This window comes from Rothia sp. HMSC061C12 (genome assembly GCF_001815755.1).
Taxonomy (GTDB): domain Bacteria; phylum Actinomycetota; class Actinomycetes; order Actinomycetales; family Micrococcaceae; genus Rothia; species Rothia mucilaginosa.
This window is the reverse complement of the sequence record NZ_KV821867.1, coordinates 334,718-351,549: the sequence shown is the minus strand read 5'-3', so window position 1 is coordinate 351,549 and position 16,832 is coordinate 334,718. Positions and strand designations below refer to the sequence as shown.

The following is a 16,832-nucleotide window of genomic DNA, read 5'->3' as shown; positions in this document are numbered from 1 at the left end:
GTACTAACCAAAGGGAGGGGAGCATGCGTATTCTGATTGCCGGCCCGAGCTGTAGCGGTAAGACGACGTTCGCGGCGCGGTTGGGGCGCCTCCTGGACATTCCGCATACGGAGATGGACTCGTTGCATTGGGGTCCGAACTGGACTCCGCGCCCTAGTTTTGAGGCGGATGTTCAGACACTCATTGAGCGGCCTGCGTGGATTACGGAGTGGCAGTATCCGCAGGTGCGCGGCCGCCTGCTGGAGCGTGCGGATGTGGTGATTTACTTGCGCTATAGCCGTGCGGTGGTCATGTGGCGTGTGGTTCGCCGGACGGTGCGCCGTGCGGTGACGGGTCAGAGGCTGTGGGCTGATAATGTGGAGCCGCCGCTGAAGAATATTCTGCGCGACCCGGACAATATGATTCGGTACACGTGGAGGAGCTACCCGCACGTTGGGGAGTTGCTGGCGGAGGCTCGCGGGCAGCATCTGCAGAAGCGTTTTATTGAGTTTCGTACCCCGCGGGCGGCGAACCAGTTTTTGCGTGCCGTGCAGCTGCGCGGCGTGCTCTGAGGCTGTTGCTTCTAGAACTGCGGCTCCCCTAAACCAGCCGCTGAGAGCGGTGTCGAAAGAGATGTATGAGCCCGGTGAAGGTCGGCTCCAAGTTGAAAGGTGAACGATGCGAGTAGTTATTCAGCGTGTGACCCGCGCAGCGGTGCGCGTGGCGGGTGAGACGGTCGGCGCGATTGAGCAGCCCGGCTACCTGGTGCTGGTCGGTATCACGCACGGTGACGGTGCGGCACAGATTGCGAAGCTTGCCGATAAGACCGCGAACCTGCGCCTGATGGAGGGGGAGAAGTCCCTGCTCGATGAGGGCGCACCCGTGCTGGCGGTCAGCCAGTTCACCCTGTATGGGGATGCGAAGAAGGGCCGCCGCCCCTCCTGGTCTGCCGCTGCGCCCGGCGCGGTGAGTGAGCCGCTGTTCAACGACTATGTTCAGGCGCTGCGTGAGCGTGGCCTGCACGTGGAGACCGGCGTGTTCGGTGCGGACATGCAGGTGGAGCTGGTCAATGACGGCCCGGTGACCCTGATTCTCGATAGTGAGACCCTCTAGGCCGGCGCTAACCCGTGTGGCGTCACGCCGCGAGCTAAATCCGCACCCGTAAGTCCATACCCCGCGCCCACCTCAAGCCTGTGAAACGATAGAGTAAGACTATGGCTGATTCCCTCTTTGATCTTGAGCTGCCCGACGACGGTGACCGCGTGAGCCTGATTGGTGCGCCCACTGAGGAGCCCTCCTCGCGTGCCTCTGCGTCGCGTGCGTATTCTGCCCGTTCGGCGTCTCGTGCGCCGTTGGCGGTGCGTATGCGTCCGCGCACGATTGATGAGGTCCTCGGCCAGGAGCACCTGCTGACTCCGGGTGCGCCTTTGCGCGTGTTGGCGGGGGAGAACGCCGGCCCGGCTGGCCCGTCCTCGGTGATTTTGTACGGCCCTCCGGGTACGGGTAAGACCACTCTGGCGCATGTGATTGCGCGCGCGCCGGGTCGTAAGTTCGTGGAGCTTTCGGCGATTACCGCGGGCGTGAAGGATGTGCGCGCGGTCATGGATCAGGCGTTGCTCGACCGCGACATGTACGGTACGACCACCGTGCTGTTCCTGGACGAGATTCACCGTTTTACGAAGGCTCAGCAGGATGCGCTCCTGCCCGGCGTGGAGAACCGCTGGGTGATTCTGGTGGCGGCTACGACGGAGAACCCGTCGTTCAGCATTATCTCGCCGCTGCTCTCGCGCTCGCTACTGTTGCGGGTTCATTCGCTGGAGCAGTCCGATATTGAGCGTCTGATTGACCGTGCCTTGGCTGACCCGCGCGGTTTTGACGGTGCGGCGGTCATTGATGAGGAAGCGCGCGCCCACCTCGCGGCGGTTTCGGGAGGCGACGCTCGCCGCTCCCTGACCTCGCTGGAGGCGGCGGCTGCGATTGCGTTTAGCGAGGCTGAACAGGCTTCGGCAGAACCTGGCAGCTCCGCGGAAGATTCGGCAGACCCGGCGGGGGAAGCAGGGGAGAAGGACCCCGAACCCGCCGCGCCCGTGCGCATCACCCTGGCGCATGCTACGGAGGCGGTGGACCGCGCCGCGATCCGTTACGACCGTTCGGGCGATCAGCATTATGACGTGGTGAGTGCGTTCATTAAGTCCATGCGCGGCTCTGACGCGGACGCCGCGGTGCACTACTTGGCGCGCATGTTGGAGGGTGGCGAGGATCCGCGTTTTGTGGCGCGTCGCATCATGATTTTGGCGAGTGAGGATATTGGTCTGGCTGATCCGCAGGCGTTGCAGGTGGCGACGGCTGCGGCGCAGTCGGTGGCGCTGGTGGGCATGCCGGAGGCGCGTATTATCCTCTCGCAGGCGGTGATTTATTGTGCGCTCGCACCGAAGTCGAACGCGGCGTATAACGCGATTAACCGCGCGATTGCGGATGTGCGTGCGGGTGCTTCGGGTCAGGTTCCGGTGCATTTGCGTGATGGTCATTATGCGGGGGCTAAGCAGTTTGGTCACGGCGTGGGGTATGTGTATGCGCATGATGAGCCGGGGCATGTGGCGGCGCAGCAGTACCTGCCGGATACTCTGCGCGGCACGGTCTACTACGAGCCGACGCAGCACGGTTTTGAGCGTACGTTGACGGAGCGTCGTGAGCGTATTCGCCGTATTTTGGATGCGGCTCCGGTGCAGGATACGACCCGTTAGCTCACGCGGCTCCGATCGAGCCGCCTACTACTTTGGCTGCTGACCGCCGGTGACCGCCGGGGGAGTGGCACGCCCCGGCGGGCAAGCCAGCCGCGCGAGCTAGCCACATGAACCGGCCGTGCCAGATAGTGAGCAAACAGAAAGCGGTGCGTAGTACCTCGGTAGTACTGCGCACCGCGTCAGAGTTTTGAGTTGTGATAGACGTCTTGACCGTCGGCCTTCCCGGAAGGGCGGACGCCAAGCTTGTTATGGTTTCTAGTCTAGGCGATATGGGGGTCTGATTCAAGCTATTCCCATAAAGACACAGGTTAAAAATAACGAAATGATTACAATCCAACATCTCGGCGCCGCAATTTTTCGGGGAAGTCGCACCTAAATAGCTCTGACGGGCATAAATAATTCCTGTGGGGTCGTGTGAGTAACCATCAAAAACCCACACGCATAGTGATTTGAACCAAAGATTTCCCAAAAGGCTGGTAAAGCCCGGGTGCATCCGGTAAGCTTGACGGGTCTGGCAATTACTATGCCCGCATTTGTGCGAGCGTCAGTAATGTAGCTGCGGGGTACTCTGCCCCGAGCTCTCCGCCCCACCGCCGTACAGCAACGACCGAACCGGTCGCGTACGGATCCCGGCGGGGTCAACCGAGGAGGCCAGTATTCAACAGACCGAGGCCCCGCCCGTGAGGGTGCAGGAGCCTCACATATGAAAGGTAGATTGTGGCTAAGCACAACCGCACCCGCCGTACCGTGCGTCAGTCCCGTGCCCTGGGCATTGCACTGACCCCGAAGGCAGAAAAGTACCTCGAGCGTCGTCCTTACGGCCCCGGCCAGCACGGCCGTGCCCGCAAGAAGGCTGACTCCAACTACGCTACCCAGCTGAAGGAAAAGCAGCGTCTGCGCGCTCAGTACAACATCCGCGAGGCACAGATGCGCCGCGCATACCTCGAGGCAAAGCGTACCGAGGGCCAGACCGGTAAGAACATGGTCGAGCTGCTCGAGACCCGCCTCGACGCTCTGGTTCTGCGTGCAGGCTTCGCCCGCACCATTGCACAGGCACGTCAGATGGTTGTTCACCGTCACATCATGGTTGACGGCGTTCGCGTGGACCGCCCCTCGTTCCACGTCAAGCCCGGCCAGCTGATCCACGTTCACCCCAAGGCTGAGAAGACCACCCCCTTCCAGGCTGCGGCTGCAGGTGAGAACCAGGCAGTTCTGCCCGAGGTTCCCGCATACCTGAACGTTGAGATCGAGAAGCTGCACGCAAAGCTTGAGCGCAAGCCCAAGCGCGAAGAGATCCCCGTGATCTGCGACGAGCAGCTGGTCGTTGAGTACTACTCGCGTCTGGCATAATCTCGATTTTTCGAGAAGCAACCCGTCCTGCACCGTTCGGTGGGGGCGGGTTGTTCCCGTTTAACGCGTGGGTTTTTGGGGCTTATACACTACAGGGCTGTGGCGCTGCTGAACCTGTGAATCTTCCGTCGCTGGGAGTTTCATGAGAGTTTAGGGGGCGCTTGAAGGATTTTTCGACTAAAATAGGGGATTGAGCTGTGTATATAGTCCTGAACTGTATGCACGATCCGGCTGCGCGCCACGGTGGCGTCCAGCCTTGTACGACTATTGATAAGCATCATGCATTGAGCGGAATGGGGTTATAGATGACCGGCGGAGATATTGCGGGCCTGATTGCAGCAGGAGTTTTTGCGATTCTGGTGGCTCTGCTTGCGCTACCCATTATTCGCCTGACCAAGGTGTTTGATGAGCTTATCGTGACGATTCGTTCGCTGAACCAGAGCACCGGCCCTCTCATTGAAGAGGTGACCCGTACTGTGGTGACCACCAATGAGCAGCTGGAGAAGGTTGACGACATCACTTCGAATGTTTCGGATGCGTCCGCGAACGTTTCTGCGCTGTCCTCGCTGGTGACCTCGACTGTGGGTCAGCCGCTGATTAAGGTTGCGTCCTTCTCGTACGGTGTGCGTCAGGCGTTCCGCGGCGGCAAGACTGGCGATGCACACGGCAACACCCACACTGGCGGTCAGTACGGTTCGGCACAGTCCTCTTACTCTGCAGGCGGTGAGAACTAATGGGTCTGCTTCGTTCAGCTCTTCTGCTTGGCGCCGGCGCGGCGGTTGGTTACTTCGCTTCCAGGCGTGCCGCCTCCGAACCTGCTCAGCGTACCCCCGGCAGCGCCCTGCTCATGCGTGAGCATGGTGAGCTTGCCCTCAACCCGGAGTCTCAGATGGGAAAGTTCTTCGATTCGCCGATTGGCAAGCCCCTGCAGCCGTATGCGTTGCGTGCTGTTGAGTTCGCCGCCCGCGTGCGTGAAGGCATGCAGGAGAAGGAGATGGAGCTCAACGCTAAGGTGGAGCGCCAGAAGCAGGATCTGCGTCCTGGCTCCCTGGATACGTGGGACCGCCAGATGAGCTCGGCTGAGATTGAATCCACGAACCGCCGCCTGGCTGAGCGTGAACTCATTGAGGTGGAGGCTGAGATTGCCTCCTTGGAAGAGGCTCAGAAGCGAGCGCGTGAGCAGCGTATTGCGCGTGACCGTCAGCTCGGCGACGGCTTCTTCAACTAGGTTTTTAAAGGTGGTGCTTTTGTCCGTTAACCACGGTACGAGACTGGCTCGATTAGCCATTTTGCTCTCGGACAGGCACCATAGGTCAGTAGACTAATTTAGAATTTCGCACAGATTACTCTAAGGAACGAGATGCTCTCACAGGAGATTTCTAAGCGCTGGATCGATTTCTTCGCTTCCCGCGGCCATACTGTGGTGCCTTCGGCATCGCTGATTTCGAACGAGCCCGGCGCTATGTTCACCATCGCCGGTATGGTGCCGTTCATTCCCTACTTCCTGGGCCGTGAGACCCCTCCGTTCTCCCGCGCGACCAGCGTGCAGAAGTGCATCCGCACCCTGGATATTGAAGAGGTCGGTAAGACTGCGCGTCACGGTACCTTCTTCCAGATGGCTGGTAACTTCTCGTTCGGTGATTACTTCAAGGAGAAGGCGATTCCTTTCGCTTACGAGCTGCTGACCTCTTCTGTTGAGGAGGGCGGCTACGGTCTGGACCCCGAGCGTCTGTGGGTCACCATTTATGAGGGTGACGATGAGGCGTTCGAGATTTGGACTAAGACCGTTGGTTTCCCCGCTGAGCGTATTCAGCGTATGGGCATGAAGGAAAACTACTGGTCCACCGGTCAGCCCGGCCCCGCAGGCCCCGACTCGGAGATCTTCTACGACCGTGGCCCCGCCTACGGTAAGGAAGGCGGCCCGGCGGCTGACGACGACCGTTACATTGAGATTTGGAACCTCGTGTTCATGCAGTACCAGCGTGGCGAGGGCATCGGCAAGGATGACTTCGAGATTCTGGGTGAGCTGCCGAAGAAGAACATCGATACCGGTCTGGGCGTTGAGCGTCTTGCCATGCTGCTGCAGGGTGTTGAGAACTTCTACGAGACTGACCAGGTCCGCCCCGTTCTGGATGCTGCTTCTGAGCTGTCCGGTAAGAAGTACCACGGCTCTGAGTCTGCTGAGGACGAGGGCTACGAGGATGACGTGCGTATGCGCGTGGTGGCTGACCACATCCGTTCCTCGCTGATGCTGATTGCTGATGGCGTGACCCCCTCCAACGAGGGTCGCGGCTACATTCTGCGCCGTCTGATGCGCCGCGCTATCCGTGCGATGCGTCTGCTGGGCGTTACTGAGCCCTGCCTGCCCGTGCTGTTCCCGGCTTCGCGTGATGCGATGAAGGGTGCGTTCCCGTACGTTGCTGACGACTTCGAGCGTATTTCCCGTATTGCGTACGCTGAGGAGAAGGCGTTCCTGCACACCATTGAGACCGGTACTGAGCGTCTGGAAGAGGCTGTTGCGGCAGCTAAGAAGGACGGCTCCAACGCTGTTTCTGGTGCTGAGGCGTTTGCTCTGCACGACACCTACGGCTTCCCGATTGACCTGACCCTGGAGATGGCTGCTGAGGCTGGCGTGAAGGTGGATGAGAAGTCCTTCCGCGAGCTGATGGCTGAGCAGCGTCACCGTGCGCAGGCTGACGCTAAGGCGAAGAAGGGTGCATTCGCTGACCTGTCCGAGCTACGTAAGCTCGTGGACGAGCGTGGCTCCATCTTCACCGGTTACACCGAGCTGCGTACTGAGACTAAGCTGCGCGCAATCCTGGTGGATGGCGTGTCTGTTCCCGCCGCTAAGGCTGGCGACAAGATTGAGGTTGTCCTGGATGAGACTCCGTTCTACGCGGAGGCTGGTGGCCAGGCAGCTGACACCGGTGTTATTACCGGCAACGGCTTCATCATTGACGTTCAGGACGTTCAGCAGCCCGTGAAGGGTCTGAGCGTTCACCGCGCTATCGTGCGTGAGGGCGAGGTTCACGTCGGTGCCGATGTTGTGGCACAGGTTGATGTTCAGCGCCGCCGCGACGGTGAGAAGGCACACTCCGGTACCCACATCATTCACGCTGCCCTGCACCAGGTGCTCGGCAACGAGGCTACTCAGCGTGGCTCCTTCAACAAGGAAGGCTACCTGCGTTTCGACTTCGCGTGGGGCGAGGGCCTGTCCGAGTCCGCTAAGCGTGAGGTTGAAGAGGTTGCTAACCTCGCGATCCGCGATAACCACGAGGTGATTACCCGCGAGATGCCGCTGGCTGAGGCTAAGGCTCTGGGCGCTATGAGCCTCTTCGGCGAGAAGTACGGCGACGTGGTTCGTGTTGTTGAAATCGGCGGCGAGTTCTCTCGCGAGCTGTGCGGTGGTACCCACGTCGGTTCGTCCGCTGAGATTGGTTCGCTGACCCTGCTGACTGAGAGCTCTGTTGGCTCCGGTAACCGCCGTGTTGAGGCTCTGGTGGGTCTGGATTCCTTCAACCACCTGGCTGCTGAGCGTACCCTGGTGAACCAGCTGACCGGCCTGATGAAGGTTCAGTCCTCCGCTGATCTGCCGGAGAAGATTAACCAGACTCTGGCTAAGCTGAAGGCTGCTGAGAAGGAACTGGCTCAGCTGCGCCGCGAGAAGCTGCAGGCTGAGGCTGGCAAGCTGCTGGAGAACGCACAGACCATCGGTTCTGTTCGCGTTCTGGCGCATGACGCTGGCGAGCTGGACGCTAACGGCGTTCGTGAGCTGGCTCTGGATCTGCGTTCGCGCTTCGGCTCCGAGGCTGCGGTTGTTGCTGTGGTGGGTGTGGCTAATGGTCGCCCCGTCATCCTGGTGGCAACTAACGAGGGTGCTCGTGAGGCTGGCGTGAAGGCTGGTGCTCTGGTCCGCGTCGCTGCCGGTGTTCTCGGCGGCGGTGGCGGCGGTAAGGACGACGTCGCTCAGGGTGGTGGCCAGGATGCATCCAAGATTGGTGCTGCTCTGGACGCTGTCCGCGACGCTATCGCACAGGCTCAGGCCTAAATATGGCAGAATTCCAGCGCGGAGTGCGGATGGGTGTCGATGTGGGTAACGCCCGCGTCGGCACCGCCCTCAGCGACCCCGACGGTATCCTCGCCACCCCGCTCAAGACGCTGCGCCGCGACGCGAAGAAGAACTCTGACCGCCGTGTTTTGCGCAAGCTGATTGAGGTGAACGAGGTAGTGGAGGTGTTCGTCGGGCTTCCGAAGACCATGCGTGGTGGGGATTCTCCCTCCACGGAAATGGCTCGGGAGTACGCTCAGGCTCTGCGCTCCGAGCTGGATGCCGAAGAGAAAACACACATTAACATTTGGCTGGTGGATGAGCGACTCACCACCGTGAGCGCTCACCGTGCACTGCACGAGGCTGGGGTTTCCAGCCGAGATTTCAAGACTATGGTTGACCAGGTGGCGGCTGTGAACATTTTGCAGTACAGCCTGGATGCCCTCAAGGCGGGGCAGTCCGTAGCCGGGTACAAGGTGAGCGATCCGGCCCACGAAGAAAACCGACCGTCCGAGTCAGAAGGGACCGCGGTTGGTGCCGTCAACGAAACGGAGAACCTTCAGTGACCGAACAGAATAAACATCCCGAAGAGAGCGGGCTCGACCTCTTTAGGCCGACAGCCGAGGATGAACGTAAGGGCATCACCGGCATCACGATGGAACAGGAAATCGTGTCGGTGGCTACGTTGCGTGCGCGTAAGCGCCGCCGCCGCGCCATCATGCTGAGCGCTATTTCCTTGTTTGTGGTGGCTCTGGTCATCATTTCGGGTGCCCTGATTACTCGCTACGACCCGTTCAAGACTCGTGACTACTCGGGTGGCGGCAATGGTACGACCGTGACCTTCACGATTCGTTCTGGCCAGTCCACCGCGCAGGTGGCGCAGGAGCTTGAGGCGGCGGGCGTTATTGCTGATGCTGATAAGTTCGTTGAGGTGTACACCAAGGAGAGCAAGGGCAAGTACCTGCAGCCTGGCACCTACGAACTGCAGCAGCACATGAGCAGCTCGAGCGCGATTACGACCATTATCGAGGCGAACAGCAACGTACTGTACCTGGCGATTCCGCAGGGTAAGCGCGTGAGCGAGACCATCGATTTGATTGTTTCTGGCTCCGATGGTGCGTTCACCCGCAAGCAGGTTGAGGACGCGGTCAGCAACTACACCCAGTACGGTGTGCCGAGCAACTTCCCCTCGATTGAGGGTTGGCTGCACCCGGGCGAGTACCGCTTCCCGAAGGACACCGACATCAAGAAGGTCATTCAGACCATGGTTGATAAGACCAAGGCTGACCTGAAGGAAGCCGGCGTGAGCGGCGACCAGAAGACCTTTGAGGTGCTGACCATCGCCTCCATCGTGGAGCTTGAGGCTCAGCCGAAGGACTACGTGGCGGTTGCAGGCATCATTGAGAACCGCCTGAACAACCCCGATGGTGAGACCTCGGGTCTGATTCAGTCGGATGCGACCGTGACTTACGGTCTGGGTGTCCGCTCGTACCACCTGACTGAAGAGCAGAAGGCCGATAAGAGCAATAAGTACAACACTTATGCGAATAAGGGTCTTCCGAAGGGTCCGATTGGTTCCCCGCAGCTGGCTTCGATTAAGGCTGCTGCGGCTCCTGAGAAGAACCCGTACTACTACTGGGTGACTGTGGACCTGGATTCCGGTGAGACTAAGTACTCCCGCACTTACGCTGAGCACCAGCGTTATGTTGAAGAGTACAACCAGTGGTGTTCTAAGCACCCGAACCGTTGTAGCTAATCGGTTTAGCCGGTAGCTACGAGCCGGTAGCTTTGGGCTGAAGGTTCCTTGCTGAGGCGGGTACCGCCTCCACGAGAGTGGGGGAGGTGCCCGCCTTTGCTGTACCCGAATGCTGGGTGCTCGGTTGTTGGGCTATACCCGAATATTGGTTTGTCCCTTAAAATGGGTAGAGTGCGCCTATGAACTTGGGTTCGTGGTGTGCATGTCCGCAAGCCCCGAGCGTTGAGTGTTGAGAGCGTTCCCCAGCGTTGAGAGCGAGAGAGTATCTATCGATGAAGACTGAACCGTACCGCGAAGCCCCGTATCTTCGCCGCGCCTACGTGCTGGGGCACCCTATTGCGCATTCGCTGTCGCCTGCGCTGCATCGTGCCGCGTATGACTTTTTGGGTGAGCAGAATTTGGGTTATGATCGCCGCGATACTCTGCCCGATGATTTGCCGGAGATTATGCACGGGGTGCGCCACCCGAAGGGTACGGAGGACGCCCCGTATATTGCGGGTCTGTCGGTGACGATGCCGTTGAAGACCGCGGTCATTCAGTATTGCGATGAGCTGAGTGAGACTGCCCGAGTGACCGGTGCGGTGAACACGGTGTATCCGCGCGGTGAGAAGGTGCTGGGCGATAACACGGATGTGATTGGCATTGTGAACGCGCTGCGCCACGCCGGTTTGGAGCCGCAGCCGCTCAAGGATTCTGCCGCGATTGTGGGCGGGGGAGCGACCGCTATTTCCGCCCTGACCGCACTGCATCAGCTGGGGTATTCCCGTGTGAGCGTGTACGCCCGTTCGTTGCATAAGCTCGGTAGCGTGCAGGAGGCGGCGGACCGCCTGGGTGTTCAGCTGGAGCAGGTTTCCCTGGCTGAGCTGCCGCAGAATCTTGTGGAGCGCGGCCATCACCCGGTGGTGTCTACTCTTCCTGCCCATGCGGCGGATGAGTGGGCGAGCCAGCTGAGCGGGTTGAAGGGCGCCTCCGCGACGCACCGGCCAGTACTGCTCGATGTTGCGTATAACCCGTGGCCTTCGGTGCTGGCGAGCGCTTGGGAGGCTAACGGCGGCACGGTGGTTTCTGGACTGGAGATGTTGCTGTATCAGGCGGTGGAGCAGGTTCTGCTGTTTACCGGCCGTGAACTGCAGCCCGCCGAACTGCTGGGTCTAATCAATGCGATGTGCGCGGCGGTTGATCTTGCGCCTCGTGCTTCCGTTTCGTGAAAAAAGCGTGCTTTCACTCGCTCAGTAAACGGGCATTTTATACACTATTTATACACGTGAAGAATTATTATTCCTTCCTCCTGCGCTGCGGTGCGGGTGCGATGAAAAGAGGTTAACCTATGGCCCTGCGTTGGCTCACTGCCGGAGAATCCCACGGCGAGGCGCTCGTCGGCATTATTGAGGGCGTACCCGCCGGTGTGGAACTCACTAGCGACATGGTGCGTGACGCCCTGGCTCGTCGCCGCCTCGGCTACGGCCGCGGTGCCCGCATGAAGTTCGAGGAGGACCGCGTGCGCATCCTGGGTGGTGTGCGTCACGGCCTGACTCAGGGCGGCCCGGTCGCGATTGAGATTGCGAACACCGAGTGGCCCAAGTGGACTGACGTGATGAGCTCCGACCCGGTGGATTCGAAGCTGATTGAGGGTCGTGCGCGTAATGCTGCGCTGACCCGTCCGCGCCCCGGTCACGCCGATTTTGCGGGTATGCAGAAGTACAACTTCTCTGAGGCTCGCCCGGTGCTGGAGCGCGCCTCCGCGCGTGAGACTGCGACCCGCGTGGCTCTTGGCGTGGTTGCCGCCCAGATTTTGAAGGCTCTGGGTGTTGAGCTGGTTTCTCACACCGTGGCTGTGGGTGGCGTGCACGCTCCCGAGGGCGCCCCGGTGCCTTCACCCCGCAACGTTGACCAGCTGGACGCTGACCCGCTGCGCTGCTTCGACAAGGCAACCTCCGACGCTATGGTTCAGCGCGTGGACGAAGCGCACAAGGACGGCGAGACTCTCGGCGGCGTGGTTGAGGTGCTCGCGTACGGTATGCCTCCCGGACTGGGTTCGTACGTGCACTGGGACCGCCGCCTGGACGCGCGCCTTGCCGCAGCGTTGATGGGTATTCAGGCTATTAAGGGCGTTGAGGTTGGCGACGGTTTCGCGACCGCTGACCGCCCGGGCACTGCCGCTCACGACGAGATTTCCATTGGTGAGCACGGCGTTACCCGCGATACCAACCGTGCAGGTGGTATTGAGGGCGGCATGAGCATTGGCGACCTGCTGCGTGTGCGCGCGGCAATGAAGCCCATTGCGACCGTGCCGAAGGCTCTGAAGACCATTGACACTTCCACCGGTGAAGAGGCTCGCGCCCACCACCAGCGTTCGGACGTGTGTGCTGTTCCCGCCGCCGGCGTGGTGGCGGAGGCTATGGTCGCCCTGGTGCTCGCTGAGGCTGCACTGGAGAAGTTTGGCGGCGACTCGATTGGTGAGACTCGCCGCAACATGGATTCCTACCTGGACGCCATTCCGGCGTCTCTGGCGTGGGAGTCTAACGTGGCTGGTTGGGACGCGTAGTGCCCCTTCCGGCGGAGTCTGAGGACCGCGGCGCGAAGGGTCGCGGTTCCGGGGAGGTTTCTGTGGAGCAGGGTGTTCGCCCGGTCGCTTCGAGCCCCCTTGCGCGTATTGCTGCGGCAACGCAGCGTGCGCGAGGGGGCGCTTCGCCGCGCCCGGAACCCGGCGCAGAATCCGGCGTGTCTGAACCCGGTGTACCTGCTGCGGCTGAGCAGAGTGTTGAGGCTGCGGGCGCTGGGGCTGTTGAGGTTGCTGGCGCTGGGGTTCGTGAGACTGTTGCGCGTGAGGCTACCGCCTCGGTTTCTTCTGCGTCAGTTTCTTCTGTGCGTCCGGCTTCTCGCGTGCCCACCCCCGCTGATTTGATGCGTTCTGGCGCCCGCCCCCTGCCCGCCGCCGCTACGGCGAGCACGCAGGGTGTGCGCCTGTACGCCTCCTCGGTATCTGAGGACGCCGACCAGGCGCTCGGCCTGGACGAGGACCTGCGCCTGAAGCTGCTCAGCGCCCTGCAGGGCATGGGCACCGCTGAAGAGGAACCCCGCAAGGAACCCGCACAGGCGGATGCACCCAAGCTTGCACCTGCACATCCTGTAGCTGTGCCCGCGGCTGAACCCGCCAAGCCGGTTCGTCCGACCCCGGCGCTGTTCGGCAAGGTCCAGGTTGCCGCACCCGCAGTATCCGCAACACCCGTTGCACCCGCCGCGGAAGAAGAGAACCAGGCGGGGGAGAAGCCCCTCGACGCTTCCGAGCTGTCCGCAACCCCTGCTGAGTCTGTGGCACCCGCAGAGCTCACCGCCCCCACAGAGCTTGCTGTCCCCGCAGACGCGCTCGCAGAAGACGAGTCCGCCTGCGGCGCTCGCATCCACCCGCAGCAGGTGCGTGAAATGCACGAGAACTTCGCGGAACGCTCCCGCCCCATTGTGCTCATTGGCCCCATGGCGGCAGGTAAGACCTACATTGGTACGCACCTGGCGCGTTTCTACGGCTACGAGTTCCTCGACGCCGACCAGCTCATCGTCGAACGCTACGGCGAAGTCTCCGAAATCTTCGAGATTTTCGGTGAGGCGTACTTCCGCGAGCTCGAACGCAAAACCATCGAAGAGGTCCTCACCTCGCCCGTGTACCGCAATACGGTGTTCTCCCTGGGCGGTGGCGCGCCCATGACCGACTCGGTCGCGGAGCTGCTCAAGGACGAATGCGTGGTGTACATCCTCGTTGATGCTGACACCGTCACCCCGCGCATTACCGGCAACAAGACTCGCCCGCTGCTGCAGCCGAACCCGGTCGAGCGGTGGACCGACATTTTTGAGCGCCGCCGCAGCCGATACGAAGAGCTGGCGCACTTCACCCTGGACGCACGAGGCGGCCGCCCCATCACCGAGATGACCGCTGAAATCCAGGCGTACGTGACCGCAACCCGTGCCTCCCGCGCGCAGCGCCCCCAAGCATAACCCCTCACCTGTGAAAGGACACATGATGAGCACTCAGCCCACCCCCACTTTCGGTGCCTCCGGCGCGGAAGATATTACCCGCATCCCGGTGACCGGCAGCTCCCCGCGTGAGAACTATGAGGTTCTCATCGGCCACAACCTGCTCGGTAAAATCCCCGAAATTCTGGGCAACCGCACCAAGAAGGTGCTCGTGATTCACCCGCGTGCCCTGCGTTCCACCGGTGAGCTGGTCATGGAAGACCTGCGCGCCATGGGCTACGAATCGTTCAGCGCCGAAATTCCGGACGCTGAAGAGGCAAAGCACTACCAGGTGGCGGCGTTCTGCTGGCAGGTGCTCGGTCAGAACGACTTCACCCGCACCGACGCGATCATCTCCGTGGGCGGCGGCGCCATTACCGACGTTGCCGGCTTCGTCGCGGCAACCTGGCTGCGCGGCGTGCGCGTCATTCACATTCCGACTACCCTGCTCGGCATGGTGGACGCCGCCGTGGGCGGTAAGACCGGCATCAACACCGCCGAGGGTAAAAACCTGGTCGGCGCGTTCTGGCCGCCCGCCGCGGTGCTCTGCGAGATTGGCACCCTGCGCACTCTGCCCGAGCATGAGCTGCTGACCGGCATGGGTGAGGTCGTCAAGTGCGGCTTCATCGCAGACCCCGAAATTCTCGACCTGATCGAGGCGAACCCGAACGCCGTACGCGACTCGCAGTCCGCCGTGATGCGTGAACTCATTGAACGTAGCGTGCGCGTGAAGGCTGAGGTCGTCTCCGAGGATCTGCGCGAATCCGGCCGCCGCGAAATCCTGAACTACGGCCACACCCTCGCCCACGCCATCGAGCGCAACGAACGCTACCAGTGGCGTCACGGCGCGGCAGTGTCCGTCGGCATGGTCTACGCCGCCGAACTGGCGCTGGCAACCGGCCACGCCGACGAAGAACTCGTGGCACGCACCCGCCGCATCCTTGAATCCCTGGGCCTGCCCACCTCCTACAAGGCAGACGCATGGCCCCAGCTGCTCGAAGCGATGCGCCGCGACAAGAAGGCACGCGGCAACCTGCTGCGCTTCATCATTCTTGACGGTCTGGCTCGCCCGCGCGTCTACGAGGTGCCGGACGACTCGATCCTGTACATGACCTACCAGGAGATTATCTCCGAGTAGGCACAAGTCCCGTACAATCACCGGATGCACCCGGCGCGTGTTTGCTAATACGCGCCAGCCGGGTGGGGTGCCACAGAAAAACTGTGGCGCCCCTGCTAGGCAAACTCGTGCGCATCCTGTAGAATGTACGGGACATATTTTTGCTCATTGAAAACTTAGCGCCTCGCCGGGTACCACTACGGCGTGAGCGTCGATGACACGAAGGAGAGCCCCATGGCATCCACCACCGATATTAAGAACGGCGCCGTCCTGAAGATTGACGGCAACCTCTGGTCCGTCGTAGAGTTCCAGCACGTTAAGCCCGGTAAGGGTGGCGCATTCGTCCGCACCAAGCTGCGCAATGTTACCTCCGGCAAGGTCGTCGACCGTACCTTCAACGCTGGCGCTAAGATTGAGACCGCAACCGTTGACCGCTCCGACTACCAGTACCTGTACCAGGACGGCGACGACTACGTCTTCATGGACATGAAGACCTACGACCAGATCAACGTTCCCGCAACCGTTGTCGGCGACGCAGCAAACTACATGCTCGAATCCCAGACCGCAACCATCGCAATGCACGAGGGTAGCCCCCTGTACATCGAGCTGCCCGCATCCGTGGTCCTCGAAATCACCTACACCGAGCCCGGCCTGCAGGGTGACCGCTCCACCGGCGGTACCAAGCCCGCAACCGTTGAGACCGGCTACGAAATCCAGGTTCCCCTGTTCCTGGAAACCGGCACCAAGGTCAAGGTTGACACCCGCACCGGTGAGTACCTTGGTCGTGTGAACGACTAATGAATTCGCGTACGAAAGCCCGATTGCGCGCCCTCGAAGTGCTCTTCGAGGCGGATCAGCGCAACGAAGATTATATTGAGGTACTCCGCCGCCGCCGACTGTACACGGTAGCGCAGATCTCTGCTTACTCTGAGGAAATCATTCGTGGCGTTCGCGACCACGACGAAGAGATCCGCGAGTTTGTGGAGACTTACGCCCGTGACTGGTCCTTCGAGCGTATGCCCGCCGTGGACCGTGCCGTGCTGCGTATTGGCACTTGGGAGCTTCTGTACAATGACGAAGTTCCGGATGCTGTCGCAATTTCTGAGGCTGTCGGTCTGGCGCGTGTGCTGTCCACGAATGAATCTCCGAAGTTCGTGAACGGTCTGCTGGATAAGCTCCGTCAGGTGAAGCCGACCCTGCTCGCGTAAGACGTCCCGCCGCGGCCTGCCCGCCAGCTTTTATGGCTGGTTGTTTGCTGCCGTTGAGGATGCGTCCGCAGGGGAGCGTACGTGAAACCCCCGCCGTGCTGTAGTTCGCTACAGGACGGCGGGGGTTTTCTGTGTCTAGGTTGCGCTTGGTTGGTGCAGTTCTGCGTGGGGTTCCGTATTGGGTGCGGATGCGCTCGCAGGGTTTGTTAGCAACAGTTGAGGTTTCATCGGAGCCCGTGGGTAGGGTAGGCGGCAACAGTCGAGGCTTCACCGGACAACGCAGGCGGGGGAGTGCCCCCTCTGCGGCGCTGAGCGCCTTGAGGACGGAGCCCCCGCCCTGCGTGTCCGGTATGCGCCTCGTTTAGTATCACTACTCGCTTTGAGCGGATGCGGTCGCCCCGCGTGCCCGGTATGCGCCTCTATGCATACCTCAGATATGCCCTTGTCTGCACCGATATGAACGGAACATTGCCAAAGTGGACAAATAGTGAGCCGGGGTGTGTGCTCTGTGGATATATGTTAGGGTAATGGCATCAACCGATAACATTCCGCTGAATTCCACACGTTGTTGCGTGGATAATTCTGCGGTTTACACAACCACACACCAGAAAAGAACCAACAA

At 61.0% G+C, this 16,832-nt stretch carries 15 protein-coding genes; all 15 read left to right on the top strand.

Annotation, left to right across the window (positions count from 1 at the left end; genetic code table 11):
- Positions 1-23 precede the first annotated feature (23 nt).
- The 15 genes from HMPREF3055_RS05910 (at position 24) to nusB (ending at position 16,210) form a co-directional block, all read left to right on the top strand.
- Positions 24-551: a P-loop NTPase family protein gene (locus HMPREF3055_RS05910; RefSeq protein ID WP_070688170.1), complete on the top strand. Its 528-nt coding sequence runs from the start codon at positions 24-26 to the stop codon at positions 549-551.
- 106 nt (positions 552-657) lie between these two features.
- Entirely contained in the window at positions 658-1,092 is a 435-nt protein-coding gene (gene dtd / locus HMPREF3055_RS05905) for a D-aminoacyl-tRNA deacylase (RefSeq protein ID WP_012903476.1), read from the top strand.
- Between the two features lie 101 nt (positions 1,093-1,193).
- Positions 1,194-2,723, top strand: a complete 1,530-nt coding sequence (locus HMPREF3055_RS05900; RefSeq protein ID WP_070738481.1) for a replication-associated recombination protein A — start codon at positions 1,194-1,196, stop codon at positions 2,721-2,723.
- Between the two features lie 717 nt (positions 2,724-3,440).
- On the top strand, positions 3,441-4,073 hold the full coding sequence (gene rpsD, locus HMPREF3055_RS05895) for a 30S ribosomal protein S4 (protein ID WP_005508739.1): 633 nt from the start codon (positions 3,441-3,443) through the stop codon (positions 4,071-4,073).
- Between the two features lie 305 nt (positions 4,074-4,378).
- Positions 4,379-4,807 carry a DUF948 domain-containing protein gene (locus HMPREF3055_RS05890; protein ID WP_070738479.1) on the top strand — a complete coding sequence of 143 codons (429 nt, stop codon included), beginning with the start codon at positions 4,379-4,381 and terminating at the stop codon, positions 4,805-4,807.
- On the top strand, positions 4,807-5,301 hold the full coding sequence (locus HMPREF3055_RS05885; RefSeq protein WP_005508736.1) for a hypothetical protein: 495 nt from the start codon (positions 4,807-4,809) through the stop codon (positions 5,299-5,301). The genes HMPREF3055_RS05890 and HMPREF3055_RS05885 overlap by 1 nt, the downstream gene beginning before the upstream one ends.
- Positions 5,302-5,433: 132 nt before the next feature.
- A complete protein-coding gene (alaS, locus tag HMPREF3055_RS05880; RefSeq protein ID WP_070738477.1) occupies positions 5,434-8,121 on the top strand; it encodes an alanine--tRNA ligase in 2,688 nt (895 codons plus the stop codon).
- Between the two features lie 2 nt (positions 8,122-8,123).
- Positions 8,124-8,687 carry a Holliday junction resolvase RuvX gene (ruvX, locus tag HMPREF3055_RS05875; protein WP_005505922.1) on the top strand — a complete coding sequence of 188 codons (564 nt, stop codon included), beginning with the start codon at positions 8,124-8,126 and terminating at the stop codon, positions 8,685-8,687.
- On the top strand, positions 8,684-9,877 hold the full coding sequence (mltG, locus tag HMPREF3055_RS05870) for an endolytic transglycosylase MltG (RefSeq protein ID WP_070599980.1): 1,194 nt from the start codon (positions 8,684-8,686) through the stop codon (positions 9,875-9,877). Before ruvX ends, mltG begins: the two co-directional genes overlap by 4 nt.
- A gap of 272 nt (positions 9,878-10,149) precedes the next feature.
- Positions 10,150-11,085, top strand: coding sequence for a shikimate dehydrogenase (locus HMPREF3055_RS05865; RefSeq protein WP_049345481.1), 936 nt, complete (start codon positions 10,150-10,152; stop codon positions 11,083-11,085).
- 119 nt (positions 11,086-11,204) lie between these two features.
- On the top strand, positions 11,205-12,422 hold the full coding sequence (gene aroC / locus HMPREF3055_RS05860) for a chorismate synthase (protein ID WP_070738475.1): 1,218 nt from the start codon (positions 11,205-11,207) through the stop codon (positions 12,420-12,422).
- Entirely contained in the window at positions 12,422-13,867 is a 1,446-nt protein-coding gene (locus tag HMPREF3055_RS05855) for a shikimate kinase (protein WP_070738473.1), read from the top strand. The genes aroC and HMPREF3055_RS05855 overlap by 1 nt, the downstream gene beginning before the upstream one ends.
- Positions 13,868-13,892: 25 nt before the next feature.
- Entirely contained in the window at positions 13,893-15,023 is a 1,131-nt protein-coding gene (gene aroB, locus HMPREF3055_RS05850; RefSeq protein ID WP_049356872.1) for a 3-dehydroquinate synthase, read from the top strand.
- A 213-nt stretch (positions 15,024-15,236) separates the two neighbouring features.
- Positions 15,237-15,800, top strand: coding sequence for an elongation factor P (gene efp / locus HMPREF3055_RS05845; protein ID WP_005505932.1), 564 nt, complete (start codon positions 15,237-15,239; stop codon positions 15,798-15,800).
- The gene (gene nusB, locus HMPREF3055_RS05840; protein ID WP_005505934.1) at positions 15,800-16,210 is read left to right on the top strand and encodes a transcription antitermination factor NusB; all 411 of its coding nucleotides are present in this window, start codon (positions 15,800-15,802) and stop codon (positions 16,208-16,210) included. Before efp ends, nusB begins: the two co-directional genes overlap by 1 nt.
- Positions 16,211-16,832 lie beyond the last annotated feature (622 nt).